Genomic DNA, 25,264 nt, shown 5'->3' with positions numbered 1-25,264 from the left:
CCAAATGAGCACAGAGACCCCCCAGATCAGCGCGCCGGTGCCGCGGCTCGAAATCCGCAATATCCACCGTTATTTCGACGGTCGCGCGGTGGTGGATGATGTGTCTTTGCAGATCCAGGCGGGGCAGGTGACCTGCCTGCTGGGGCCTTCGGGCTGCGGCAAATCCACCACCCTGCGGATGATTGCCGGCGTCGAAATGCAGGACAGCGGCGAGATCTATGTCGATGGCAAGCTGATCTGCGACACAGTGTTTCGGGTGCCGCCGGAGCGGCGCGAGATCGGGCTGATGTTTCAGGACTTTGCCCTGTTCCCGCATCTGAGTGTTGCCGACAATGTTGCCTTTGGCCTCAAGGGCAGCAAGGAAGAAAAACGCGCCCGGGTGGAAGAGCTGCTGCAGAAGGTTTCGCTGACGCGTTTTATTGACGAATTCCCCCACCAATTGTCAGGCGGCGAGCAACAGCGGGTGGCCCTGGCGCGGGCCCTGGCGCCGCGCCCGCGCATCATGCTGATGGATGAACCCTTCTCGGGCCTTGACAACCGGCTGCGCGATGGCATTCGCGACGAGACTCTGACCCTGCTCAAGGAAGAAGATGCCGCCGTTCTTTTGGTGACCCATGAGCCGGAAGAAGCCATGCGGATGGCGGATGAAATCGCGCTGATGCGCGGTGGCAAGATTGTCCAGCAGGGCGCGCCTTACAACGTCTACACCCGCCCCAATGACAAGGCATCGGTGGCGTTTTTTAGTGATATCAACGTTTTGAAATCGCAGGTTAACGGCGCTTTGGCGGAAACCCCCTTTGGCCAGTTTTTGGCACCTGGCATCCCCGATCGCACTGATGTGGATATCGTCTTTCGCCCGCAGCATGTGCGGATCGATTTTGATCGCGCTGGCAAGGGGCCGCTGCCAACGGCGACGGATGGTGTGCCCGCCCGCGCGGTGGTAAAACGGGCGCGCTATCTGGGGCACGAGAGCCTGGTGGAATTCCAGATGGATTACGACGCATCGGTCCTCAAGGTGACAGTGCCACGGGTCTTCCTGCCCGAAGTGGGGCGGGTGATGTGGCTGACCGTGCCGCGCAATCGCTGCTTTGTCTTCCCGGCCTGATCCCGGCCCCTTTTGCCGCCTCTTAGCTCTGGCTCTTGTCCCGATGTGGGTCGTAATCTGCAAGGGTCTTGCCAGGTTCATCCAGGAACAATTCCGGTAGGGCGCGCACTTCTTCGATTAGGTCAACGCGAAAGACGCGGAAATCACCGCGCGTTTCGCACCAGGCTGTAAGGGTCCAGACGCGCCCCCAATACTCCATATGCAGGGGGCGAATGGTGCGATCCGTCAGGGTGCCATCAAGGCGACGGTAGCGCAGGGCCAGCTTTTGCCGGGATTTGATCGCGGCGCGCAGGGTCGGCATATGGGCAAAACCACGGGCTACATCGGCAAAGGGGTAGACGGCAAACTTCCAGGCATCAGCCTCGGCGATGATCTCGGTGGGCAGGACGGCATCAACCTTGGCCGCCAATGATTGGGCGGCGGATTTCAGGTCCGCATCAGCTGCCTCAGCGACAATGGCCATGCCCAGGTTCAGCGCCTCCAGCTCTTCGGGGGTGAGGGTGAGCGGCGGCAGGGTGATTTGTTCGCGTACCAGATAACCAACCCCGCGCTCGCCCTCGACCGGCACGCCTGAGGCCACCAGCGTATCCATGTCGCGGTAGATGGTGCGGGTGGAGACCTCGAGCCGCGCGGCTATGTCCCGGGCGAGATGGAGTTTTCCATCCCGCAGGATCTGAATGATTTCAAAAAGGCGGTCGGTTCGGCGCATGGGAATACCCTTGGCGCAGAGGTGGGGGCCGCGTCAAGACGGCGGCCCCCACAGCTGTCATTTGGGTGCGGATCAGCTGGGCGCCATGGTCCAGTGAATGGTCTCATGGCGGATGGAGACGCTGTCAGGGGCCATGACGGCCATTAGCGCCGGCGCGAACTCCTGCTGGGCAAAGGTCTCAGCCACTTCCAATGCGGTTTCCATGTCTTTCCAGATGACTGTATCGGTCCAGGATCCATCACTGCCACAGCTGAGGCGGCGAAAGATGAATCCAGGGTTGGCGCGTACAAAGGCTTCGCTCGCCTTGCTCAGCTGGACGAACTCCTCGGTTGAAACGCCGGGGTTCAGGGTGAAAGTTACGGTTTCTGCGACCTGTTGCGTCATATCAAGCTCCTTTTGGTTGATGAGGTTCTGTAACAAGGCTCAACTGACACAAACCTGTCAGTTGCCTGCAGATGCTGTCGAAAAAACCTGTTTTTGCCGCGCGTGCAGGGGGCAAAAGCCCTGCGGGCTCTTTGCTCTGATATCTGAGCTGCGTAAAACCAGTGGTCAGAGAAATAGTGAGCTGATGCATTGCGCATTGGCAAAGTGAAGGAGAAATTCACATGCTCAACAATATCGGCCTTCCCGGCCTGCTGCTCATCGCTGTTGTGGTTCTGGTGCTCTTTGGTCGCGGCAAGATCAGCTCGCTCATGGGCGAAGTTGGTAAAGGCATCACCTCGTTTAAAAAGGGCGTCAATGAAGGCTCCGCAGAGCTGGAGCAGGAGGCCTCTGAGGTGGCGAAGGACGTGACCCCCGAAGCCGACAAAGACAAGGCGTAAGCGCCGATGTTTGATCTTGGGTTGACCGAACTAATGGTGATTGGCGTTGTGGCGCTGATTGTCGTCGGACCCAAGGATCTGCCGGTGATGTTTCGCAACGTCGGTAGGTTTGTGGGCAAGGCCAAGGGGATGGCGCGGGAATTCAGCTCGGCGATGAACGAGGCCGCTGACGAAAGCGGCGTGCGGGACGTGGCCAAGGGGCTGAAAGCGGCGACGAATCCGGTTGGAACGGCCATGGATGGGGTGAAAGAGGCGGCGCAGGAGATGGCAAAATCCATTGATCCGACCAAATCCATCGACCCGACTGCCTTTAAACCTGGCAGTGAGACCGGGAAAATGGCGGTGGACCGCGCTTTGGAGGCGAAGAAAATCCAGGCCGCAACGGCGCGGGCCGCTGCAGAACGCAAGGCCCGCGAGGCACAGGAAGCTCTGGCTCATGCCGAGGCAGCGGAAGCCGCCGCTGATGTGGCTCCGGAACAGCCAAGCAGCGCCGAGCCAGCCGTGGCACCATCTGAGGGAAGTGAGGCCAAGACATGAGCCAAAGCGAAGAGGTTGAAGAGTCAACCGCCCCGCTGATTGAACACCTGGCCGAACTGCGGACCCGGTTGATCCGTTCAGTGATGGCCTTTGCTGTGGGGGTCATTCTGGCCTTTGTTGTGGCCGAACCGATCCTGCAATTCCTGGTCCAGCCGATCGAGGAAACCCTGCGGGCGCTGGGGGATCCCTCGCCGACGCTGCAATATACTTCGCCGCAGGAATATCTGTTCACGCTGTTTCGGATTTCCATGGTGTTTGGCTTTGCGCTGTCCTTTCCGGTGATTGGCTACCAACTCTGGCGCTTTGTGGCTCCGGGTCTTTACAAGACGGAAAAAGGCGCCTTTTTTCCCTTTCTGATTGCTTCTCCGTTCATGTTCCTGCTTGGCGCAACCTTTGCCCAGCTGGTGGTGACGCCCTTGGCGATGCAGTTCTTTCTGGGCTTTGCAGATGTCAGTTCCATCTTTGCGAACCTGATATCGCAGGCCGCAGAGGGGGTGGCTGGATCCGCTCCAGAGGGCGTCAGCGTTGAAACCGCCGTGGTGCCTGCCAGCACGGATGGGGTGAAAATCACCTTTTTTGGGAAGGTGAATGAAAGCCTGGATATCACGCTGAAATTCATCATGGCCTTTGGTCTGTGTTTTCAACTGCCAGTGCTGCTGACCTTGATGGGCAAGGCCGGGCTGGTGAGCTCTGATGGATTGGGGGCGATGCGTAAATATGCGGTTGTTGCCATCCTGGTGCTGGCCGCCCTGGTGACACCTCCGGATGTGATCACCCAGATGATTTTGTTTGTGGTGGTCTATGGCCTATATGAGATCTCGATTTTCCTGGTGCGCCGGGTTGAGGTCAAACGCGAAGCCAAGCTGCGGGCGGAGGGCTATTATGACGACGAGGATGAAATGCAGATGCATCCTGACGATCCGTTGATGGCTGAATTTGACGCCGAAGACGACAAGGACAGCAAGTAATCCGCATCTGCTTTGACATTGAAAGGCGCGCCATCTCAGGCGCGCCTTTTTCCTTGTCCTCTTGGGGGGCTCTGCCCCCTCGCGCCTATGGGCGCTCACCCCCGGAATATTTTGGGAAAGGTGATATTTGCAGGTTTCTGGCGCTTTGGGGACAGTCTTTGGCTTCACTTGGCGGAGGGGGCAGAGCCACTTGTCGTGGCGCAGGGAAAATGCTTTCACACCAGCAAGGATAGAGGGAGATCAGAAATGGATGAAACGACGCTGACACGCATTGCACAGGCTCTGGAGCGCATTGCGCCGGCACCCTTGGCCGCGCCGGATTTTGCTGCGGCTTCGGCTTTTGTCTGGCATGTCGCTCCGGATCATCTGGCACCGGTGGCGCAGGTCAACCGGGTTGATCTGGATCTGCTGGTCGGCATTGAACGCTCGCGCGATACCTTGCTGGAAAACACCCGGCGCTTTGCCCGCGGTGAGGCGGCGAATAATGCACTCTTGTGGGGCGCGCGGGGCATGGGGAAATCCAGTCTGGTCAAGGCGATCCACGGTGCCTTATTGCCGGATCATACGGATTTGAAACTGGTGGAGTTGCAGCGCGAAGATCTGCCGTCGGTGGCGCGTTTGTTGAACCATCTGCGGGAAGCGCCCTACCGGTTCATTCTGTTTTGCGATGATCTGTCATTCAGCCATGATGATCAGCACTACAAAAGCCTGAAGGCGGTGCTGGATGGTGGGATCGAAGGGCGGCCGGACAATGTGGTGTTCTATGCGACCTCGAACCGGCGCCACCTGATGCCACGCGACATGATCGAGAATGAGAGATCAAGCGCCATCAACCCGTCGGAAGCGGTGGAAGAAAAGGTCTCCCTGTCGGACCGCTTTGGGTTGTGGCTGGGCTTTCATCCCTGCGATCAGGATGAATATCTATCAATGATTTCAGGATATTGCCAAGCCTATGGGGTGGAGGTTGATGCAGATACCCTGCGCGCCGAAGCGATCGAATGGCAGGCCACGCGCGGCGCGCGTTCAGGACGGGTTGCTTGGCAGTATTTCACTGACCTGGCAGGGCGTCATGGTGTCTCTTTGGCAGGCTAGGGTGGCCTAGTGGCCGAGACGTAAATTAAGCAGAAGGGGGCAAAGGGGTGCCCCCCGGCTTGGGAAACTGTGTGCCTGTCTAGGGCGGGGATATCCGCGCGGCAGATCAGTTCAGATAGGGCAGCGGATCGAGGCTGTCATAGCCGTCGCGCACTTCAAAATGCAGGGTGGCGCCCTCGGTCTCGTGCAGGTTGGCGATAACCTGACCGCGCTTTACCCGATCGCCCTTGCTCACAGTGATCTTGTCGACATTGGCATAGATGGTCAGCAATTGCGGATCATGGCGAATGACGATGATCGGGATGTTCTGTGAATCCTTGGTGATGGCGGCCACAGTGCCGGCTTCGGCTGCCTTCACCGGCGCGCCAGGGGCGGCGGCAATGTCGATGCCGTCATTGCGGCCCTTAGCATAGGTTTTTACGATCTTGCCCTGAACCGGATAGGCCATGGCGGCCTGGCTTGCACGACTGGGGGCGGGCACTTCAACACTTGGCAGGTTTTCCGAGGCCACATTGGCGGGCTGCAGGTTTTCCTCAGGCAGCGGCTTGGTGGCGCTGGGGGGAGTAGGGGTCACCGTGCCCTCACCAGGGGCGGTGGTGGCCACGGCAGCCGGGGTGCGCGCGCGCTGCTGGTCTTTGAGGGGGATCAGCAGGTGCTGCCCTTCCCGGATGGCAAAATCGCTGCCCAATCCGTTCCATTCTGCCAGTGACTTGACAGGAACCTGGTAGAGGCGGGAAATGGTATAGGCGGTTTCGCCGCGCTTGACCTTGTGGCGTAGGGGTTCAGGGCCGGCCTGAACTCTGACTGGGGTGTCCTGTGCGGTTGGTTGCAGATCGGTGGTGGTGACGGAGCCTGGATTGGGGGAGGTCGCCGGTGCCGCATCAATGGCATTGCCAGCCAGGGAGGCGATATCGACCCCTCCGGGCGTGGCCGTGCCCTCAGTGGCAGGCAGGCTGTCAGGGGCGCGACGGGGAAGGGCGAGGACCTCCCCCTTGCGCAGGGGATCCGCTGGTTGCATGCCGTTGAAGCGGGCAAGCTCGCCCACCGGCAGGCCAATGCGGGCGGCAACATCCGTCACCGTATCGCCGCGCTCTGCCACTGCCACCTGATAGGAGGGATAGGTGATCAGGCCACGCGCGTCTGGCGCCGGGCGGTTGGTGGTGGCGCTTTGCGCCGCAGCTGAGGTGTTGAAGCCACCAAGCTGGCCGCGAAGATCATAGTCCAGTGGGCCCTCACAAGCAGCCAGGAAGACGAGCAGAGGCAGCGTGGTGAGCGCTGTGCGGCCGGATGCCAGGCGAGGCCTGGATCTGCTGGTGGTGCTGCCTGTTGTCATGCTGTCCTCGTTCCTTGTCGTGCTTTATCGAGCGGCCGGGTCTGTGCCGGTCTTAAGGCCTCTTGTGCCGCTGTATCGGTGCAGGTCAATGATTTTTTGCAGCCTAAGGTGCAATCGGCGCGGCTTTGCCTGTATTTAGGCTTCTTTTCCCAAACCTTCCAGTAGCGGAACAAACCGGACTGGGCGCAGCTCGTCATAATCGAGACCATCGTCGCTTTTGCGGACCCGGATCAGAGTCTGCACCGCGTCGGACTGCCCCACGGGCACCACCATGATGCCGCCAGGTTTCAGCTGTGCCAATAGTGGACCGGGGGGGTCTTCGGCAGCGGCAGTGACGATGATACGGTCAAAGGGGGCCTGATCGGGCAGGCCAAAACTGCCATCACCCACCAGAGAGGTCACATTTGGCAGTTGCAGCGCATCAAAGATCTGTCGGGCTTCGCGCACCAAACGAGCATGGCGATCGATCGTGTAGACCCGGCGCGCGAGCTTGGCCAGAATTGCGGCTTGATAGCCAGAGCCCGTGCCGACCTCTAGCACCGTATCCCGCGGCGAGATTTGCAGCGCCTGGGTCATCAATCCAACCACCGAGGGCTGCGAGATGGTCTGGCCACAGGCGATGGGCAGCGGCGTATCGTCATAGGCGCGCTCGGCAAAGATGCCGCGCACAAAAGGCCCACGGTCGATCTGTTCCATGGCTTCCAGCACGCGACTGTCAGTCACCCCGCGCGAGCGCAGGGCAAACAAAAACTGCATCTTTGTTTCCGGGTCGGGGCTGCTCATTCGATTTCTTTGAACCCATCAAGCAGGTCATGGGCGGTCAGATCCGCGCGCATGGGGGTGACCGAGACATAGCCGTTCAGGTTTACGCTGGCATCACAGTCTGGCGCGGTCTGGACATGTTGGTCGCCGCCTCGGATCCACAGATAGCGTCGGCCTGTGGGAGAGAGCTGCTCTTCTGCGGAAAAGTGGCTGCCGCGTCGAAACCCCTGACGCACCACCCGCGTGCCTTTGACGGCCTGTGCGGGTACGGGAGGGAAGTTGATATTGTAAAACAGCCGGTAGTCTTGCTGGTCCTGTGGATCCGCCGCGAGGATCTTGCGCAATACGGCTGCGCCATGCCGGGCGGAGGCCTCAAAGGGATCCTCCAGGTCCTTGTTATGGGGACCAAAGTATTGCGACAGGGCCATGGCAGGGATGCCCTGCAAGGCGGCTTCCATCGCGCCGCCCAGGGTGCCCGAGTAGAGCGCGTTTTCCGCGGAGTTGTTGCCTCTGTTGACGCCGGAGAGCACCAGGTCGGGGCGGTGGTCCTTCATCGCCACGTGAATGCCTGCCAACACGCAGTCTGCGGGCGAGCCTTCGGCAGCATAGCGCCGGGGGCCCAGCTGGCTGAGCATGGAAGGGCGCGTGTAGCTGATGCAATGACCTACGCCGGATTGTTCAAAGGCGGGGGCCACGGTCCAGACTTCGCCTGTTGGCCCGGCAAGCTCCTGGGCGATCTGTTCCAGCACCACAAGGCCGGGGGCACTGATGCCGTCGTCATTGGTAATGAGAATGCGCATGAAATCCCCCGCAGTTGTTTAGAACTGAATAGGCATTGGTCCAAATGGGGGCAAGTGTTTCGACCGATTACCAGAAACGAAGCTCTGGGGGATCTGGTAGCAGTGCCACAGATTTGTGCTTTGGGGCCGGGGAAAGTGCCATGTCCGCGGCATCAGCGCCGGGTTTCAGGGCGATGCAGAGGGAGAGGTCAAAGGGCAAAGTGAGAGCAAAAGGAAAAAGGGAGCCCCATTGAGCTCCCCTCGTGATTTTGCGGATCGGCTAGCCGGTGATTTCGGGCAAGAGGCGCGCGGCCTCATCGTGGATATCTGCCAGGGGCGCGCGGTCTTCACCAGGGAAGAAACGGGCGCGCAGGGCCGTGGGCATGGGCCGGGGTTCCAGGATCTTAACGACCGGGCCGGTATTGGCGGTTTCTGCCTGCCAGCTGCGGGCCAGCGCCATTTGCGCGGCCTTGCTGGCGCCATAGGTGCCAAAGAACTTCTCGCCCGCGCGTGGGTCGTCAAAAAACACCGCTCGGCCAGAAAGGCCCAGCAGTGGCGCGATATAGGGAATGAGGATAGAGGGGGCGGTGGCATTGACCGCGATGGATTTGCTCCAGTCCTTTTCGCCAACGGAAGGCGCTGGGCTGAGCGGTGCGGCATGGATGGCGCTGTGCAGCCAAAGATCCAGCTGTCCCCAGCGATCATGGATGCCACGGCACAGGGTGGCCATGGCGGCCGTCTGGGTAATGTCCATGGGCGCCAGGGTGGCAGAGCCGCCAAGCGCCTTGATGCGATCATCCAGTTCTTCGAGCGCACCGGTGGTACGCGCAACAGCGACGATGTGATGCGTGGGAGCCAGAGCTTCGGCCAGAGCCGCGCCCAAGCCACGTGACGCGCCGGTGATAAGAGCAAGTTTCTGTGTCATGATCTGGTTGTGATCCGCTTGGCGCAGAGGGTCAAGCCTCCATCTGGGCGCGACCATCATATGTGAGCGACAAAAGTGGCAAAGTCATCAAAGTGGTGATCAAAGGCAGATAGGCAAAGCTGAGGGTGCACGCGTGGGGCGCCAGGCCGTGCAGCGCTTAACCCTTGGGCATTTCGAACCTTTGGCTGCGGCCGGATTTTTCCAGCACAAGGCCGGCCCGGTCGATGCCCAGCACCCGGCCTTGGGCCAGCCGGCTGCCGGTCTTGACGGTTTTCACCCGACCACTAGGCAGGCGGACCATGGCCTGCAGGTTATTCTCTGCGCCAAACAGACCCAGAAGGTTGAGTCCCCGAGGGGGCAGGACATTGGCCTGCGTGGCTTGCTGGGCGACGCGGACGGTGGTTTCGGATCTTGTTTCGGTCATTTTCAGCTTTTTAGGATCACCGCCCGGACAGGGCAGGAGAAGGGAGCGAGAGCGATGTTTAGAAATCGCAAAGGAAGGCGGCCGCGTTGCCGCCAGTGATACAGCCTGTTCTTGGGCCAAGACGGCAGATGGGGGCTGATATGGCGGAAGTCCAGGGCGCGCGAGGTCTAAAGGGAGGCCTGCCCCCGGGGAAAGGGCGACGTCGGCGGAGCTTTGCGCTTTGACAGAGTAACTGGCGGGCTTTTGCCGAGATCACCCCAGGGTAAGCGTGCAAGTCCAAGTGTCACGCAGGGCGCTGGCCCCTCTGACATCCTCCGTCCGTGGCCTGAACTGTGTCCCGGAACACTCTCCTGAAGTGGGCTCAGGAATCATAGACCAGCGAGGCCAGATCATGGCCATAGCTGTGCAGCAGTTCGAACAGGTCTTCGAGCTGCGCCCCAGTGTGCTGCAGAGTTGCCAATGAATGGTTGGGTTCAGACACCTGGAGTTCCGGATATTGCCCCTCGGGGCGCATATGCAGCATACAGGCCACGGGTGCGCCATTGTCCGATGGCATGGCATTGGCCAGCCAGGCGGGACGGCTGCCCATGCTTTCGGTCTCTTGCATGTCCAGAAGGTCGAGATAGGTGTCAAAGTCTTCGACCCCGAGGTTAGCCCAAGTGCCCAGAATGAATTCCTGCCCACCGCTATCGGCCAATGGAATAGCGAGAACCGCGCGCACAAAGCGCAGATCCCCCAGCCGGCAGAAATCATCCGTCAGCACATCCCCAGTCTGCGCCAGGATCGCGGAATTGTCCTGTACCACCAGATCATCAGGGCAGAGATCCGGGCGGTCACAGCTGAGGCTGAGCAGTTGCGCAAAGGTAGCACCGCAACAGCGGCACTGGCGCGAGGAGGTCAGCATGCGGGCGAGATGAGCGTCCAAGAGGTGGATCTTTCTTATGGCCCGAACCGAGCCGGGGAGCAAAACAAAGGAAAGGCGCCGATCCCAGCGATCAGCGCCTCTCCCTATGACGTTGCGGCTCTCTTAGCCTGCTTGTCCGGCAAGTTCAAACCCTGCGTATCACGCGCCTGATCGGCCTGAGCTGCGAGATCTCAGAAGGGCGGCCAGGCGGCCAGACCTTAGGTCGCCATCTTCATGCTGTTCCAGGATTCTCCTGGCGCGGGCATGTCTTGGATCTTTTTGCTGACCCGGCCCGAGCTTTCGAGCGATTCCAGATAGTCATCCGTGACGCTGCCGGTGACATATTCGCCGTTGAAGCAGGAGCAATCAAAGGTGTCGATCTCTTTGTTGCCTTCATGGGCAGCCCAGACCAGATCTTCAAGTCGCTGATAAATCAGCGCATCTGCGCCCAACTCCTGGCGGATTTCTTCGGTAGAGCGACCATCAGCGATCAGCTCATGCTTGGTGGGCATGTCGATGCCATAGACATTTGGGTATTTCACCGGCGGCGAGGCGCTGGCGATATAGACCTTTTTGGCACCGGCATCACGGCACATCTGAACGATTTTCTGGATGGTATTGCCGCGCACGATGGAATCATCAATGAGCAGGATGTTCAGCCCCTTCATCTCCAGCGGAATTGCGTTCAGTTTGCGCCGCACTGATTTCTGCCGCTCGGCCTGTCCGGGCATGATAAAGGTGCGGCCGATATAGCGATTCTTTACCAGGCCTTCGCGATAGCGAATGCCCATAGAGTTGGCCACTTCCAGGGCAACGGGGCGCGCAGAATCGGGCACTGGGATGATGCAGTCGATCTCCAGATCGGTTTCCTTGATCTGTTTGGCCAGCGTCTGGCCCATGCGCAACTGTGTTTTGTAGACCGAGATCCCGTCCAGCATCGAATCGGGGCGCGCCAGATAGACATATTCAAAGATACAGGGGGTGAGCTTGCCCTCGACCGCCTGAAAGCTGTGCATATTGCCCTCTAGGTCGATGAGAATCGCTTCTCCCGGGTTCACATCGCGCAGCTTTTCAAAGCCGTTGATGCCAAAGGCTACATCTTCTGAGGCAAAGGCGTAGTCATCGCCCGCTCCATCGGCGTCACGGCGGGCAACGGAGAGCGGGCGAATGCCATTGGGATCCCGGAAGGCCAGCATGCCAACACCGGCGACCATGCAGATCACGGAATAGGCGCCCTGGATACGTTCCATGGTCATTTTGACCCCGGCAAACAGGTTGCGGATCGGATCGACCGTACCGTTGACCTTGATGCTGTCGGAAATCTTATCCGCCAGCACATTGAGCAGAATTTCAGAATCAGAGGTGGTGCGCAGATGGCGGCTGTATTTTGCCGTGACCTTGTCCCGCTGTTCTGCCGTGTTTGTGATATTTCCGTTATGTACCAGATAGATACCATAGGGAGCATTGACAAAGAACGGCTGCGCCTCCGAAGCGCTCAACGATCCGGCTGTGGGGTATCTGACATGGCCAATACCCACCTTGCCGCGCAGGGTCTCTGCGTCGGAGGCGTTGAAGACATCCTTGACCAGACCATTGGCTTTGCGTTCCCGAAAGAACTCGCCCGTATAGGTCACAATCCCGGAAGCGTCCTGTCCACGATGTTGCAGCATAAGCAACCCGTCATAAAGTTCCGCAAAAACCTCGTCCTGTCGGCTCGCGATCCCCAAAATCCCGCACATTGAATGGCTCCAATTTCACTGTAGCGTTGCTGTCGGTTGCTGTCGGCCAGAGCGCTGTCTGACTACTGCTGGCGCTTCCTAGCTTGGATGGCGCGCAGAATACAGAAGAAAGCAGGGTTTTTCCTGCGTCATTTTTTGTTGATCAAACCAGGTGGGTATGGATCAGCTTGAGTTTTGCGGTTTTGATACATCTCAAACTTGCATTTCACTACTGCGGCGCGGCGCAATTCTGACCCCACGTCGCTGTTTTAGGCTTCGTCCGACAAAGAAAAAGGGCGACCCTATAAAAGGCCGCCCGAGTCGGGGAGGAAAATTGTTGGCCCTATGTGAGCCATGATGAGGGGTTAGGCAGCTTTTGGTGTCTCTTTGGGCGCAGCCAGCAGGTCTTTCAGCAGGTCGGGCAGCTCGGCTTCTTCTTTGTCGATGCCGGTCAGTGCCAGGGCGCGGCCCTCATCACTGGCCAGGATCTGACGGGTTTCCGCCAGGGACAGCTCTTTGAAGGCGCCATCAGGGCCACCGGCCCCAGCCTGGATCAGCATGCCGCTCTCGGCCCAAATCAGCTCTTCTTCGGCACATTCAATGTGGATACGGCCCAGGCGCTCCGGGCTCAGCGCGTTGATGCCCTTGTGACCCGCCAGCGAGATCAATTTGACCAGAACCAGCGGCAGGCCAAACAGGCGTTCTACCGCATCAATTTCCAAGGCAACCATTTGATCTGCAGGCAGTTCCAGGTCGCAGTCATTGCCCAGGGCACCAGCAGGGACATGCATCATGGTGGTCATGCGGGGCACGGCATGGCGCACGGTTTCGACCGTCTGGCAACCACCATCAAAGGTGTAGACCATATCGCCGGGCTTTACGTCACGGGCCTGCACAAAGCCACGGTCCGTCTCGACCAGGGTCTGGGGCAGGAAGCCTCCGGTCTTGCTGCGCTGGGGGGCCTGAACTTCCGGTTCAGGACGCACCATTGGAAAATCCAACAAAAGTCCTACCGGCTGAAAATCGGCGAAAGTGTTGAAATGATCCAGGAGCATGGTGTCGATCCTTCTGAGCGAGAGTGCCTGTTCGTCTTGTTGATCCTATCTGGCCCCCGAATTGGGACGGAAATGGGGCAGGGGTGCGGCCAATTCCGATCTTGGGCTCTTTTTTGGCGACAAAAGTGGATTTTTCCCGGTTTTGTTAACCTTTTGGAACGGTGGCTTGAGGATTCTTTAAGAATCTCCAGCAAATTCGAAGTTTCAAAATGCGATCGGAAAAAATGATTCTCGATGGTTAACAAAAGGTTAAAGGTTAACCTATGCTGTTAACGCTTCGTGAGCTGCCCTGTGGATAAAGCTGTGAAGTCTTTGTCGCACCATAGAAAAAGGGCGCCAATAAGGCGCCCTTTGAATTCTGCAATTGGTTTACCTTGGTAAACAGAGCGCGGATTAGCTGCCGCAGGTACCGATCAGGGCCTCATACTGCTGTGTCACCCAACCCAGGGCCTGCTCGGGGTTACGGTCTTCGATCTTGCCGATCATGCGCTCAAACACCACTGCCGAGCGGCTCTCGTCAACCATTGTAAAGCTCTGGCCGGTCATCACCACATTATAGAGGAAGAAGGCGATCGCCACGAGCAGGATGCCCCGCAGCACACCAAAGAAGAACCCGGCTCCCTGGTCCAGACCGCCAAGCGCAGAACGCTGCACCAGGGATGAGAACAGCGGTGTGAAGAAAGAGACCACAATCAGCGCGACTGCAAAGACAGCGGCAAAGGCTGCAATGATCGACAATTCACAACTGTCAGAGATAAATTCTCCAATAACCGGGATCTCGGCCATCAATGGTTCGACCTGGGGCGCAAACATAAAGGCCAGAATGCCGGCCGCGATCCAGCCAGCAATGGCCATGGCTTCGCGGACAAAGCCACGCGAATAGGCCAGCAGCGCCGATAATACGATGACCAGGGCCACGACCCCGTCAATAATAGTGAAACCTTCCATGACCCTCGCCCGTTAGCCTGCAACAAAATTTTGGCAACTCTAGCCGGCTCCAAAGAATTCGCCAACAAATCCTGCCAGATCTGAGGTTTGGCGTAGGCCAAGACCCTTGATCGAAACAGATTTGCCACCACTTGGAGCTATTGCAGAGGTGAAACCAAGTTTTTGCGCCTCTTTCAACCGGTTTTCTGTCTGCGGGGCGGGTCGCAGGGCCCCAGAAAGCGATATTTCTCCAAAAACTGCCGTATCTGCCGGCAGGGCGACATCTTCACGGGCGCTCAGCAGGGCTGCGGCCACCGCGAGGTCTGCGGCGGGCTCGGTGATTTTCATGCCGCCAGCCACGTTGAGGTAAACATCCAATCCCGCGAAAGGAATGCCGCAACGGGCCTCAAGCACCGCCAGAATCATCGCCAGGCGGGAACTGTCCCAGCCCACCACGGCGCGCCGCGGCTGCGAATGCGGCGAAGGGGCAACCAGGGCCTGCATTTCGACCAGCACCGGACGGGTGCCCTCGATGCCGGCAAAGACGACAGATCCGGGCGAAGGTTCGCCGCGATCTGACAGGAAAAGGGCCGAAGGATTGGTGACTTCAGCTAGGCCGCAGCCTGTCATCTCAAATACCCCAATCTCGTCTGCTGGGCCAAAACGGTTCTTTACCGCCCGCAGGATGCGGAATTGATGCCCCCGCTCGCCTTCAAAATAGAGCACGGTATCGACCATATGCTCCACGACGCGGGGACCGGCGATCTGCCCCTCCTTGGTGACATGGCCGACCATGATGATGGAAATGCCCTGCGCCTTGGCAAATGTTGTCAGTTCATGGGCCGCAGCCCGCACCTGGCTGACAGAACCCGGGGCGCTGTCGACATGATCAGCCCACATGGTCTGGATCGAATCGATAATGGCCAGCTGCGGCTTTTCCGCCTCCAGCGTGGTCAGAATATCCCGCAGATTGGTTTCGGCGGCCAGTTTGACCGGAGCCTTCGCCAATCCTAACCGCTGCGCCCGCATCCGAACCTGGGCCGAGGCCTCTTCGCCGCTGACGTAGATGGTCTTCACCCCGGCCTGAGCAAAGCGCGCAGCTGCCTGCAACAATAGCGTTGATTTACCAATGCCCGGATCACCTCCCACCAGAATGGCAGAGGCGGCTACCAGGCCGCCACCCAACACCCGGTCCAGTTCCGCCACACCACAGGTAGCGCGTGGTGGCGGTGTTTCTTCTGTTGAAAGATCGGACAACGGGATTGTCTTTCCACGCCGAATACCCAGTGACTTTTTTGAAGGACCAGCTGAGGAAAGGCCCTTGTCCTCAACAATAGTGTTCCACTCGCCGCAACCTTCGCAGCGACCAGACCATTTGGAAAAGCTCGCGCCACAGGCGGAGCAAGAGAAAGAGTTTGATTTTGCCATAAGATCTTCTGCCCCATGTTCTCATTTTGTTCAAGAGGTGCGAGGCTCTGCCTCGCGCTCCGGGATATTTTTGGCCAAATGAAGAGGAGGAGGTTTTCATTTGGCTAAAAGTATCCTGGGGGTGAGCGCCGGAGGCGCGAGGGGGCAAAGCCCCTTATTACTTATGGCGCAGGGATCGTTCTGTCAGCAGGCTGAGGATCAAGGAGCCGACAATACAGGCGGTGAACATGTAAACGCCCCAAGCGACCTCGATTGTGGCGTACCCAATGCCTTTTGCCAACGTTATGTAGAGTGCGATGAGGAAGATATCCGCCATGGCCAGCTTACCCAGAACATGCAGGACAGGCTGCACCTTGGTGTCCAGAAGATCCCATTGCACCAGCGCTAGGCCGATAGTCTTGAGGTAGGGCGCAAAAATTGCAAAGAAGGTGACGATCAGTGCCAGAGCGGCGTCACTTCCCCAAAGGCTTTGCAATCCAGTGATCACTGAAATCTCGCTGAGGCCAAAAATCGGCAGCAGGCCCGCGCGCATGAGAGGGGCAAACCAAGCAATGGGATAGAGGACGAGAAGCGAAAGCGTCAGAATGCGAAGAGTCATAAATATGGCACCCCATATTTTAGAAGACCTAGCACCAATAATCGACCGTAGGTGAGAATAGATACAAGCCAAATCGCCAATGCAATGCAGGAACGTTTTCGTGCAAAACCCAAGGCCTGAAGACGCCAAAGTCCGGAAGCGATTCGAATGTAGGCGGCTACCAGAAGTAAGCCAATCATAGAAATTGCGGCCCAGTGAGTTTCTACGGAGGCGGCCAAGGCTAAGATGAAAAACAGTGCCAAGCAAACCAGCATCCAAAAACTCTCGGCAAAGAATAGGTCTCGGCTTTTCTCTTCATATGCTAGATCTGCAGCTACAAAGCCATGTAGGACCAGAAAAAACAGAGGGGTCCACCAGGCAAGGGTGGAAATCCACTCTAGCATCTAGCGCACGGCCTCGATCGGCCCTTCAGCGCGGCCGTGGATGAATTGGTCTAGGTAGGGGTCGCCTGATTGGTCCATATCCGCCACCGGGCCGGTCCATTGGATCACCCCGTCGTGCAGCATGGCAACATTGTCAGCGATGGCGCGCACAGATGACATATCATGGGTAATGGTCATCGCTGTGGCACCCATCTCCACCACGATCTCGCGGATCAGGTCGTTGATCACGCCGGACATGATCGGGTCCAGACCCGTGGTGGGCTCGTCAAAGAAGATGATCTCAGGCTCGGCGGCAATCGCACGAGCAAGGCCAACGCGTTTTTGCATACCGCCCGAGAGCTCGGCTGGCAGGCGATCCGCCACATCCGGTTTCAGCCCAACCCGGCGCAGCTTTTCAATTGCGATCTCGCGGGCTTCCTGGGCGGGGCGTTTCAGCGCGCCGCGCATCAGGCGGAAGGCCACATTCTGCCAGACCGGCAGCGAGTCAAACAGCGCGCCGCCCTGAAACAACATGCCAAAGCGGGCCAGAAAGGCGTCGCGGTCGCCAGACCCAGCGGGCTTGCCATCGACATAGATCTCGCCACTGTCGGGGGTGATCAGCCCCAACACGCTTTTGAGAGCGACGGATTTGCCGGTGCCGGAGCCACCGATGATCACCATCGAGCTGCCCTTGGGGATCGTAAGATCCATGCCGCGCAAGACGCGGTTGTCACCAAAGGCCTTGTGCACCTGATCCATTTTGATCATCGGGTGGGAGGGATTGCTCTGAGTCATAGCGAGAAAAACACCCCAGTCAGGATAAAGTTGGTCGCCAGGATCAGCACCGCGGCGGCCTCAACCGAGGCTTTGGTGGCGCGTCCCACCCCCTGGGCGCCACGGCCGGATTGCATGCCGTAGTAGCAGCCCATAGTGGCGGCGATGACGCCAAAGAAGGCGCCCTTAACCAGCGAGGAGATCACATCCAGCGGTTCCAGAAAGTCGACGGTGTTTTTCAAATAGGCCGCTGAGTTGAAACCCAAGTTATGGACTGAAACCGTATAACCGCCAGCAATGCCGATGATATCGCCGACACCAACCAAGATCGGCACGGTCAGCAGAGCCGCCAGCACGCGGGGGGCGACGAGATATTGCATCGGGTTGGTCGACAGCGTCACCAAGGCGTCGATCTGCTCAGTCACCTTCATGGTGGCGATTTCAGCGGCAATCGACGAGGTCACCCGGGCGGCAATCATCAGGCCAACCAATACGGGGCCCAGTTCACGCACCATACCAATGGCAACAATCTGCGGCACCACGGCCTCGGCATTAAACCGGGCGCCCCCGGCATAGATCTGCAGGGCCAGGGCGCCGCCGGTAAAGACGGCTGTCAGGGCCACCACGGGCAGCGACAGCCAGCCGATCTGCAGCAGCGACAGGGCGAGCTCGCGGGGATAATAGGGTGGGCGCAGCATATGGGTGAAAGTCGAAACCGCAAAGAGGGTCACGCGGCCCACCATAGCCAGCGCCGCAAGGGTTGAGCGGCCCAGTCGGGCCAAAAGTTTGAGAGGAGTCATCCCTGATAGGTCCGTGCGTAGCGATGCCCCATGGAAGTGAGCATCTCATAGCCGATGGTCCCAGCGGACGTGGCCAGGGTATCGACGGTCTGCATCTCATTGAGGATGGTCAGGCTGCTTGGCACCTCTGGCAGGGCGGTGACATCGACAGTGATCAAATCCATCGAGATCCGCCCCACCACCGGGCAGCGGGCCTCTCCGGCAAAGAGATCAATGCCGCCATTCATCAGCGCGCGGTGCAAGCCATCGGCGTAGCCTGCCGCAACGGTGGCGATGCGGCTGGGCACCTGGGCCACCCAGCTATTGCCATAGCCCACGCTTTCGCCGGGCTCGACATCGCGGATCTGGATGACTGGCAGGTCGAGCTGCACAACAGGAACCGCATCGTTGTAGGGGGCGCCGCCATACAGACCCACGCCCGGACGGCAGAGGTCAAAGTGATAGTCGCGGCCCAACAGGATACCGCCGGTGGCCGCCAGCGAGCGCGGCACCTCCAGCCCATCAGTCATTTCGCGGAAGGACTGCAATTGCTGAGCATTCATCGGATGACCTGGCTCATCACTGCAAGCCAGGTGCGACATCAGCAGCACGGGTTTTTGCCCTAGGGCGATATCGCGCACGGCGGCCCATTCGGCGGGCTCCATGCCAAGGCGGTTCATGCCAGAATCCAGTTGCACCCCAAAGGTATGGCCGGGTAGGGCCTCGAAATGGCGCAGCATCTGATCCAGCGAGTTCAGCATCGGCGCCAGCTGGAATTCCTTCAGCAGTTTGGTGTCGCCTTCCATATGACCAGAGAAGACCGAAATGCCGGGGCCTGGCCCCAGCGCGCGGCGCAGCGCCACGCCTTCTTCGGCGGCGGCGACAAAGAAATTGCGTGCACCGCCCTTGGCCAATGCCGTGGCCACGCGGCCCGCATCCAGCCCATAGCCGTTTGCCTTGACCACGGCTGCGGTCTCGCAGTTGGTCATGGCGTTCAGATTCTGCCAGTTGGTCACCAGCGCATCGAGATTGATTGTCAGTTTAGCCGTACTCATGCCCCGTTCTTGACATGCGCAGGGCAGGGGTCAAGAGGAATTCGTGGGGAAAACTGCTAGGTGTGGTGGCATTGGGCGGCTTGTGGCTGGTTTGGATCACCAAAACATTTCCAATGTCAACGACCATAGCCAAACTGCCATTGAACCGTTTCAGAAAATCACCGCGCCCACCCCGTGGGGGCGGTTCGTGCGCTGCCAAAGCTACGCTTTGGCAATTGGTGAAACCCACCTGATTGTTGCACTCCTTGAAGGCGCGTTATGCGGACAAAAGGACCATCAGTCATTGTGCGTGGACGTCCGGCTTTTCAGGACCTTCACGCCAGCGTGTCACAGGTTCCACCAATCAGTCGGCCCAACATTGAAGCAAATTGATCAACCTCATCGACTTCCCATCGGTCGCTAAATAGGTAGCTCGCCCGCTTCGAAAATGTGGCAAGAGCCTCAGAGAGTTTTTCTTGTCCAGCATCGGTAGCCACTACAAAAATCAGACGCGCGTCCCGTTGATCGACCTCTCGGCCCACTAGCCCAACCTTTTCCATTGGGGCGGCCATGCGGGTGATAGTCGATGCGCTTACGTGCATGCGTTTTGCCAAATCGACCCGTGACAATCGGTTCGATGCAGAACGTTTAATGTGAAGCAGCAAGAGGAACTCATTCACAGAGATACCGTGGACGGCTGAGAACTCACCGGACAGTCCGTCTCGAAAATTGTCAGCCACCTGGAGCAGGCGCAACGCATTGGTCGTGTATAAATCAGTCATGTGCAAAACATATTGCAAATCACTTGCGCATGCAAGCTTATTGCAACATAAGGCGAAAGCGGCATGTAAATAGATTGGTACTTAGCATGAACTTCGAATTCTTGTTTTCGGTTACTGGTGTTCTCGCCATGGCGGGTTGGGGGGCGCTATTCATTTCCCCATTCATTCCTATTTGGTCTGACAGGATCGCAGGGATCATTCTTCCGATCGTTCTTTGCATCGGTTACTTCATGCTGGTAGTCATTCCGGCCTCCGATAGCGGAGGCGGGTTCGGTACACTGGCTGAGGTCATGGAGCTATTTTCTTACGAGCAAGCCGCACTCGCAGGATGGGTTCATTTTCTGGCTTTCGATCTATTCATTGGCGCCTGGTCTTGCCGAACCGCTCGAGCCGAGGGCATGAGTTTTTGGCTGGTAGCACCCTGCCTGCCTCTGATCTTTCTATTTGGACCTGCTGGGCTGCTAGCGTTTCAAGCAACCCGTGCGGTCCGTTTTCGAGCGGCGAATGCATAGGTTGTCGGGAAGCTGATGGGGTGGATTGGTCCTGCTTAACCCGGCGGCGCAATGCGCAATAGAACGCAACTCCTCAACAATCTGCGTGGTTTGGTTGCCGAGTTTGCCATCTTTATCCCGGGGGCATCGCCCGGGTGATTGGGTTTGCTGAAGACATAGCTCTGGGTGAAGTTCTTGATCTATTCGACATTGCCAATGAAGCGATTCTCAACCTGTCTGAACAACCCACGTCTCTGCACAAACTGATCCCCTGGCATGAAGATCGCCTGAAGCAGCTTGCCAGGGAAGATGAGAGAGCGCGTTTGCTGCGCAGGATCCCTGGCGCAGTCACAGCCTCAGCGATCATTGCCAGTATCGGAGACGGACATCAGCTCCGAAGCGGCAGGGAGTGCGCAGCATGGCTTGACCAGAGCCCCTATAACTCCTCCAAAGTTATGTAGAGTCCGCTCCACAGAAGGACGGACAAATGATGGCACGAGTCAGCGACGAACAGATCATAGCGATTATCAAGGAACAGGAAGCCGACGAGAAGACAGCTGATGTATGTCGGCGGCACCGGATTAGCTCTGCGACGGTCTACAAATACAAATCGAAGTATGGCGGCATGGAACCGTCGGATGCGAAGCGATTGCGGGCGTTGGAAGACGAGAACGGCAAGCTGAAGAAACGGCTTGCCGAACAGATTTTAGAATGAGCTCTTTTCCGCCATTGGTCCGAGGGCAATGGGCGAATGCCATGCTGCGAGACATCAATTCAAAAAAGTGCTGATGCCCGTCGGAAAGCGGAAAGCTGTGGTTCATTTGATGGAAGTTTATCAGGTCAGCCAGCGACGGGCGTGCGATGTATTGCAAGTTGATCGACCAACGGTGCGGTATTGTTGCGTCGTGGCGATGACACTGAGTTACGCGATGCGATCAAACGGGTGTCCAGAGAGCGGCGACGGTTTGGTTGTCGTTGTGTTCCTGTGATGATTGCACGGGAAGGTTTTGCCATGAACCACAAGAAGTTATACCGAAGAGAAGCTTCAGCTGCGCCGCAGAGGTGGCAGAAAGCACGCTTTGGGCACAAGGAAGCCCATGGCCTGCCAGACGGCCCAAACCAGCGTTGGTCGTTGGATTTTGTGTCGGATGCGCTGACAGGCGGGCGCCGTTTCCGCATCCTTGCGGTTGTCGACGACTTTAGCTGCGAGAGCCTGGTGCTGGGAGCGGACACATCACTGTCTGGTCAACGCCTTGCCCGAGAACTGGATCGTGTCATCGCTGAACGAGGCATGCCAAAGACGATTGTGTTGGACAATGGAGCCGAGTTCACCAGTATGGCGATCCTCAAGTGGGTGCAGAATACCGCTACCGATTGGCACTATTTTGCGCCCGGAAAGCCTCAACAGAACGGGTTCATCGAAAGCTTCAACGGTAAACTGCGAGATGAATGCCTGAATGAAACGTTGTTTGGCACGTTAAGCGAGGCCCGCAAAGGGCTTGAAGAATGGCAGGAGGCCTACAACTGGCGCAGACCACATTCCGCACTGGCCAATCTACCCCCCGATTGAATTCTTGCACAGAAAGACAATGGACAAGATGGCCGCCTAACGCCAAAGATTTAACCCCAAGGGCTCCGCGCAAAGCTGGAGGGAACTTGGGGCGCAGGTCAATGTCATCAAAACCTCGTTCAGCCTGACATCCCAGAAAGGCTGCCCCCTTGCTCAAGCCAAACATGCCAGGACAAGGCGCAGTAGAGGGTGATGGAGTAAAGTGCCCGTTTCAGGCGCCCGTCAGGCGCATCTCGGCGGCGCGGGCGTGGCCCTCCATGCCCTCCATGCGGCTAATTCGAGCGGTCCTTTGCGCCAGTTCCTGCGAGGCTTCGGAGTTACACCGTTGCCAGGTCACTGTCTTGGTGAACTTGTGGACTGACAGACCGCCAGTGTAACGCGCGGCACCACTGGTGGGCAGGACGTGGTTCGGTCCTGACGTCTTGTCACCGAAGGACACGGTCGTTTTCTCGCCAAGGAACAGTGATCCATAGGCGCCGAGCCTATCCAGCCACCAATCAAGCTGGTCCGCCTGTACGTGGAGGTGCTCTGGCGCGTAGCGATCGGACACGGCCACCGCTTCTTCCCGGCTGTCGCACAGAATAACTTCGGCCCGGTCTTCCCAAGAGGTACGGGCCGCCGCGCCATTGGGTTCCGGCAAGTCGGCTATCAGCGTGTGGACACGCTCAAGCACGCCTTCGGCCAGGGCGCGATCGGTGGCGATCAACCAGACGGGGCTGTCGGTACCGTGTTCGGCCTGGCTGACCAAATCCCAGGAGACGGTTTCGACCGAGGCCGTGTGATCAGCGATCACTAACGAATCAGTCGGCCCGGCAAACATGTCGATGCCGACATCACCAAACAGCATGCGCTTCGCTTCGGCGACGTAGGAATTGCCGGGGCCAACCAGAATATCCGCAGGCTTCCCACCAAACAGTCCCTGGGCCATGGCTGCGATCCCCTGAACTCCGCCCAGATTCAGGATAAGATCGGCGCCACACAGATCCATCGCATAGACGATAGCATCAGGGATGCCCCTTTCACGCGGCGGCGAAACGGCAGTGATATGGGGAACCCCGGCAACCTTGGCTGTGGTGATTGTCATCAACGCGCTGGCGATGTGGCTGTAGCGACCCCCGGGGACATAGCAGCCCGCACAGGACACCGGGATCTGCTTCTGCCCGGCGATTAGCCCTGGAATGACCTCAATTTCACATTCCTGCACTGTAGCCTGCTGGGCCTGCGCGAAGCGACGAATATTGGCGTAGGCAAAACAGATGTCGGCCTTCACGTCCTCGGGCACTCTCGCGCAGGCTGCAGCGCGGTCGGCATCGGACAGGACAATGTCGCCCTCCCATCGGTCGAGCTCTTTGGCATAGCGGCGCACAGCCTCTTCGCCGTCGCGCTCGATATTTGTCAACATGGAGCTGACAACCTCGCGGATACCGGTGTTTTCCATTTCAGGGCGGGGAGCGGCTTTTTTCAAATATGTAACGGTCACGGGTTCACTTCCTGTGAAAGGGTATGGTCATGGATCGCTTCTGCCAGCACATCGATAGTGTCGAGGGTCGGGAGATCTTCTGGCAGATCGCGCGCGATAAGTGAGAATTCGGAACAGGCGACAAACAGGATGGCCGCGCCCTTGGTGGTCAGTTCACGGGCCGCATCGATCAGGATTTGGCGGGCGCGCGCTGTCGGCCCCTGTGCTTTGATCTCCCGAATGGCACAGAGCATGCGGTCGCCGTTCTCGGGCCAGAGTGGCTGCAACCCGGCTCGTCTGAGAGCCCCGTCAAATACGCCAGCCGATTGTACCGCAGGGGAAGCCAGAAACCCGATATGTTGACCCGGGCGCAATTGACAGGCGGCCTTGGCAACTGACAGATCAATCATGTTCAGCAGCGGAATCGTGACGGCTTCGGTCACGGCGCTGGCATAGTGATGCGCCGTGTTGCACGGCATGCCCAGAGCAGTGGCACCTGCGGCCTCGAGCCGCTGAGCCATGGCTGCCAGAGTCGGGCCGGGATCTTCTCCGGTCTGGTCAATCAGATGGGCAATGCGCGACGGGATCTGCGGATTCATGTCGATCAACAGCGGTAGATGACCGGAATCGTCTCTGGCGGTTACGGTTGCCAATACGCGCTGTTGCAGCAGGATCGTCGCTTCAGGACCCATGCCGCCGAGAATTCCAACCACGCGCCTGGGGGCAAACCCTGTCATGTCACCACCTCATCCACAACGTCGCGGATAATCCTGGCGATCAGGGCGCAGTCTGCTTCTGAAAATGTCAGGGGAAGGCGCATGTCGAACAAAGTAGATAACACTGAATCTGTCGCAGGCAGGGCCTGCGCCGGGATATACCGCCAGGTGCCATGAGAGGAGGTAAAGCCGGAAGGCTCCGACCCGCCGAACCACTTCAGATCAACCCCACGCTCAGAGACCGTGGCAAGCACCGTCTGGCATTGAGCCGCGGTGAAAGCCGGCAGGCGGAACTGGATCGAAGATCCGACCGGCTGTTCCGCGACCGGACGCTTGATCAATGAGATATGCGGCGCATCGCACAGACCGTCCTCGACAATTCTGTAGCGCCTATTCCAGCGGGTGATTGACTGGTCCAGCTGTGCTAGCTGCGGACGCAGAACGGCCGCGCGTAATGCATCCATGCGGGCCGAACAATTGGGCATGTCGAGCCTGGCCTCAGAAAAGGCGACGTCATCGGGGCCAGCGCCGTGGCGTCCGTACAGCATATAGCTTCCAGACAGGATCGTTGCGCGGGCCGCCAGATCGGCATCATCGGTTGTCAGCAAACCGCCTTCGCCGGAATTCATGTGCTTGTAAGTCTGGGTCGAGAAACAAGCCATCGCTCCGAAATTGCCTGACCGCTTGCCATTCCATGTTGCGCCCATGGTATGGGCGCAATCCTCGATCACCACGACATCCCGGTCGTTGCAGATCTGCATGAGCCTCTCCATGTCGCAGAGATGTCCACGCATATGCGACACCAGCAGAACCTTTGCGCCACTGGTATCGATTTTAAGTTCCAAGTCGGTCAGGTTCAGACGCAGGGTTTCGTCAATCTCGACCAGAACCGGATTGCCCCCGACCGCCGCAATCGCACCGGGAACAGGGGCGAGCGTGAAGGCATTGGTCAACACCGGCGTGCCGGGTGTGACTCCGCAAGCGCGCATGGCAATTTGCAGGGCTTGCCCCCCGGAGGTGACCGCAAGGCAAAACGCGCTGCCCTGCCATTCGCGATACGCGGCCTCCAGCATGGCAACCTCGCCGAGTTCACCTTCGGCCAGGTTATAGCGATGCAGGCGACCGGTATTCAGCACGGCCACCGCGGCATCCACAGCTGCGGCAGGAAGCGCTTGCTGTTGCGTGAAGGATCCTGTGAATTTGCGCACCACG

At 58.6% G+C, this 25,264-nt stretch carries 29 protein-coding genes; 8 read left to right on the top strand and 21 right to left on the bottom strand.

Features of this window, described 5'->3' with window-relative positions; genetic code table 11:
• Window positions 1-4: 4 nt before the first annotated feature.
• Entirely contained in the window at window positions 5-1,105 is a 1,101-nt protein-coding gene (locus tag AN476_RS09925; RefSeq protein ID WP_054461273.1) for an ABC transporter ATP-binding protein, read from the top strand.
• Window positions 1,106-1,127: 22 nt separating this feature from the next.
• Here AN476_RS09925 and AN476_RS09920 read toward each other — a convergent pair whose 3' ends face one another.
• Complete coding sequence (locus AN476_RS09920; protein ID WP_054461272.1) at window positions 1,128-1,814, bottom strand: YafY family protein; 687 nt, start codon at window positions 1,812-1,814, stop codon at window positions 1,128-1,130.
• A gap of 72 nt (window positions 1,815-1,886) precedes the next feature.
• Window positions 1,887-2,198 carry a hypothetical protein gene (locus AN476_RS09915; RefSeq protein WP_054461270.1) on the bottom strand — a complete coding sequence of 104 codons (312 nt, stop codon included), beginning with the start codon at window positions 2,196-2,198 and terminating at the stop codon, window positions 1,887-1,889.
• A 221-nt stretch (window positions 2,199-2,419) separates the two neighbouring features.
• On the opposite strand from AN476_RS09915, the gene AN476_RS09910 reads away from it, so the two are divergent.
• The 4 genes from AN476_RS09910 to AN476_RS09895 all read left to right on the top strand — a co-directional run bounded on the left by AN476_RS09910 (window position 2,420) and on the right by AN476_RS09895 (window position 5,232).
• The gene (locus AN476_RS09910) at window positions 2,420-2,635 is read left to right on the top strand and encodes a twin-arginine translocase TatA/TatE family subunit (RefSeq protein WP_054461267.1); all 216 of its coding nucleotides are present in this window, start codon (window positions 2,420-2,422) and stop codon (window positions 2,633-2,635) included.
• A gap of 6 nt (window positions 2,636-2,641) precedes the next feature.
• Window positions 2,642-3,172 carry a Sec-independent protein translocase protein TatB gene (tatB, locus tag AN476_RS09905; protein WP_054461265.1) on the top strand — a complete coding sequence of 177 codons (531 nt, stop codon included), beginning with the start codon at window positions 2,642-2,644 and terminating at the stop codon, window positions 3,170-3,172.
• Window positions 3,169-4,140: a twin-arginine translocase subunit TatC gene (locus tag AN476_RS09900; RefSeq protein ID WP_054461262.1), complete on the top strand. Its 972-nt coding sequence runs from the start codon at window positions 3,169-3,171 to the stop codon at window positions 4,138-4,140. The genes tatB and AN476_RS09900 overlap by 4 nt, the downstream gene beginning before the upstream one ends.
• Window positions 4,141-4,386: 246 nt before the next feature.
• Window positions 4,387-5,232, top strand: coding sequence for an ATP-binding protein (locus AN476_RS09895; RefSeq protein ID WP_054461259.1), 846 nt, complete (start codon window positions 4,387-4,389; stop codon window positions 5,230-5,232).
• 106 nt (window positions 5,233-5,338) lie between these two features.
• Here the strand turns inward: AN476_RS09895 and AN476_RS09890 are convergent, their stop codons facing one another.
• The 16 genes from AN476_RS09890 to AN476_RS09815 all read right to left on the bottom strand — a co-directional run bounded on the left by AN476_RS09890 (window position 5,339) and on the right by AN476_RS09815 (window position 19,816).
• A complete protein-coding gene (locus AN476_RS09890) occupies window positions 5,339-6,565 on the bottom strand; it encodes a peptidoglycan DD-metalloendopeptidase family protein (RefSeq protein ID WP_054461256.1) in 1,227 nt (408 codons plus the stop codon).
• Window positions 6,566-6,700: 135 nt separating this feature from the next.
• Entirely contained in the window at window positions 6,701-7,348 is a 648-nt protein-coding gene (locus AN476_RS09885; RefSeq protein WP_054461254.1) for a protein-L-isoaspartate(D-aspartate) O-methyltransferase, read from the bottom strand.
• Window positions 7,345-8,127: a 5'/3'-nucleotidase SurE gene (surE, locus tag AN476_RS09880; protein ID WP_054461252.1), complete on the bottom strand. Its 783-nt coding sequence runs from the start codon at window positions 8,125-8,127 to the stop codon at window positions 7,345-7,347. Before surE ends, AN476_RS09885 begins: the two co-directional genes overlap by 4 nt.
• 259 nt (window positions 8,128-8,386) lie before the next feature.
• Entirely contained in the window at window positions 8,387-9,031 is a 645-nt protein-coding gene (locus tag AN476_RS09875; protein ID WP_054461458.1) for an SDR family oxidoreductase, read from the bottom strand.
• Window positions 9,032-9,188: 157 nt separating this feature from the next.
• Window positions 9,189-9,455, bottom strand: a complete 267-nt coding sequence (locus AN476_RS09870) for a hypothetical protein (protein WP_054461250.1) — start codon at window positions 9,453-9,455, stop codon at window positions 9,189-9,191.
• Between the two features lie 361 nt (window positions 9,456-9,816).
• Window positions 9,817-10,359, bottom strand: coding sequence for a DUF2199 domain-containing protein (locus AN476_RS09865; protein WP_054461248.1), 543 nt, complete (start codon window positions 10,357-10,359; stop codon window positions 9,817-9,819).
• A gap of 218 nt (window positions 10,360-10,577) precedes the next feature.
• The gene (gene purF, locus AN476_RS09860; RefSeq protein ID WP_054461246.1) at window positions 10,578-12,098 is read right to left on the bottom strand and encodes an amidophosphoribosyltransferase; all 1,521 of its coding nucleotides are present in this window, start codon (window positions 12,096-12,098) and stop codon (window positions 10,578-10,580) included.
• Window positions 12,099-12,442: 344 nt separating this feature from the next.
• On the bottom strand, window positions 12,443-13,132 hold the full coding sequence (locus AN476_RS09855) for a Hint domain-containing protein (RefSeq protein ID WP_054461244.1): 690 nt from the start codon (window positions 13,130-13,132) through the stop codon (window positions 12,443-12,445).
• A 393-nt stretch (window positions 13,133-13,525) separates the two neighbouring features.
• On the bottom strand, window positions 13,526-14,080 hold the full coding sequence (locus AN476_RS09850) for a CvpA family protein (RefSeq protein ID WP_054461242.1): 555 nt from the start codon (window positions 14,078-14,080) through the stop codon (window positions 13,526-13,528).
• 39 nt (window positions 14,081-14,119) lie between these two features.
• Window positions 14,120-15,487 (bottom strand): DNA repair protein RadA, encoded by a 1,368-nt coding sequence (gene radA, locus AN476_RS09845; protein ID WP_054461240.1) that lies wholly within the window; start codon window positions 15,485-15,487, stop codon window positions 14,120-14,122.
• Window positions 15,488-15,644: 157 nt separating this feature from the next.
• On the bottom strand, window positions 15,645-16,085 hold the full coding sequence (locus AN476_RS09840; RefSeq protein WP_054461237.1) for a paraquat-inducible protein A: 441 nt from the start codon (window positions 16,083-16,085) through the stop codon (window positions 15,645-15,647).
• Window positions 16,082-16,468, bottom strand: a complete 387-nt coding sequence (locus tag AN476_RS09835) for a hypothetical protein (protein ID WP_054461234.1) — start codon at window positions 16,466-16,468, stop codon at window positions 16,082-16,084. The genes AN476_RS09840 and AN476_RS09835 overlap by 4 nt, the downstream gene beginning before the upstream one ends.
• Window positions 16,469-17,215, bottom strand: coding sequence for an ABC transporter ATP-binding protein (locus AN476_RS09830; RefSeq protein ID WP_054461455.1), 747 nt, complete (start codon window positions 17,213-17,215; stop codon window positions 16,469-16,471). It abuts the gene before it with no gap.
• Between the two features lie 23 nt (window positions 17,216-17,238).
• A complete protein-coding gene (locus AN476_RS09825) occupies window positions 17,239-18,021 on the bottom strand; it encodes an ABC transporter permease (protein ID WP_054461232.1) in 783 nt (260 codons plus the stop codon).
• A complete protein-coding gene (gene alr, locus AN476_RS09820) occupies window positions 18,018-19,055 on the bottom strand; it encodes an alanine racemase (RefSeq protein ID WP_054461230.1) in 1,038 nt (345 codons plus the stop codon). The genes AN476_RS09825 and alr overlap by 4 nt, the downstream gene beginning before the upstream one ends.
• A 314-nt stretch (window positions 19,056-19,369) precedes the next feature.
• Entirely contained in the window at window positions 19,370-19,816 is a 447-nt protein-coding gene (locus AN476_RS09815) for a MarR family winged helix-turn-helix transcriptional regulator (protein ID WP_054461228.1), read from the bottom strand.
• An 86-nt stretch (window positions 19,817-19,902) separates the two neighbouring features.
• Here AN476_RS09815 and AN476_RS09810 point away from each other — a divergent pair, with 86 nt between their 5' ends.
• The 3 genes from AN476_RS09810 (at window position 19,903) to AN476_RS23375 (ending at window position 21,877) form a co-directional block, all read left to right on the top strand.
• A complete protein-coding gene (locus AN476_RS09810; protein ID WP_054461226.1) occupies window positions 19,903-20,328 on the top strand; it encodes an ABA4-like family protein in 426 nt (141 codons plus the stop codon).
• A 466-nt stretch (window positions 20,329-20,794) separates the two neighbouring features.
• A complete protein-coding gene (locus AN476_RS23380; RefSeq protein ID WP_054461224.1) occupies window positions 20,795-21,022 on the top strand; it encodes a transposase in 228 nt (75 codons plus the stop codon).
• Window positions 21,023-21,202: 180 nt separating this feature from the next.
• Entirely contained in the window at window positions 21,203-21,877 is a 675-nt protein-coding gene (locus AN476_RS23375; protein WP_371257344.1) for an IS3 family transposase, read from the top strand.
• Window positions 21,878-22,088: 211 nt separating this feature from the next.
• Here the strand turns inward: AN476_RS23375 and hisD are convergent, their stop codons facing one another.
• The 3 genes from hisD to AN476_RS09780 are packed head-to-tail and all read right to left on the bottom strand — an operon-like array spanning window position 22,089 to window position 25,263.
• Window positions 22,089-23,357, bottom strand: coding sequence for a histidinol dehydrogenase (gene hisD, locus AN476_RS09790; protein ID WP_054461222.1), 1,269 nt, complete (start codon window positions 23,355-23,357; stop codon window positions 22,089-22,091).
• Window positions 23,354-24,073 carry an aspartate/glutamate racemase family protein gene (locus AN476_RS09785; protein WP_054461220.1) on the bottom strand — a complete coding sequence of 240 codons (720 nt, stop codon included), beginning with the start codon at window positions 24,071-24,073 and terminating at the stop codon, window positions 23,354-23,356. Before AN476_RS09785 ends, hisD begins: the two co-directional genes overlap by 4 nt.
• Complete coding sequence (locus AN476_RS09780) at window positions 24,070-25,263, bottom strand: DegT/DnrJ/EryC1/StrS aminotransferase family protein (RefSeq protein ID WP_172684815.1); 1,194 nt, start codon at window positions 25,261-25,263, stop codon at window positions 24,070-24,072. Before AN476_RS09780 ends, AN476_RS09785 begins: the two co-directional genes overlap by 4 nt.
• Between the last annotated feature and the right edge of the window lies 1 nt (window position 25,264).

Source organism: Phaeobacter sp. 11ANDIMAR09 (assembly GCF_001294455.1).
Taxonomy (GTDB): domain Bacteria; phylum Pseudomonadota; class Alphaproteobacteria; order Rhodobacterales; family Rhodobacteraceae; genus Pseudophaeobacter.
Note: the sequence above shows the minus strand (reverse complement) of the source record. Positions and strands in the feature narration are given on the sequence as shown.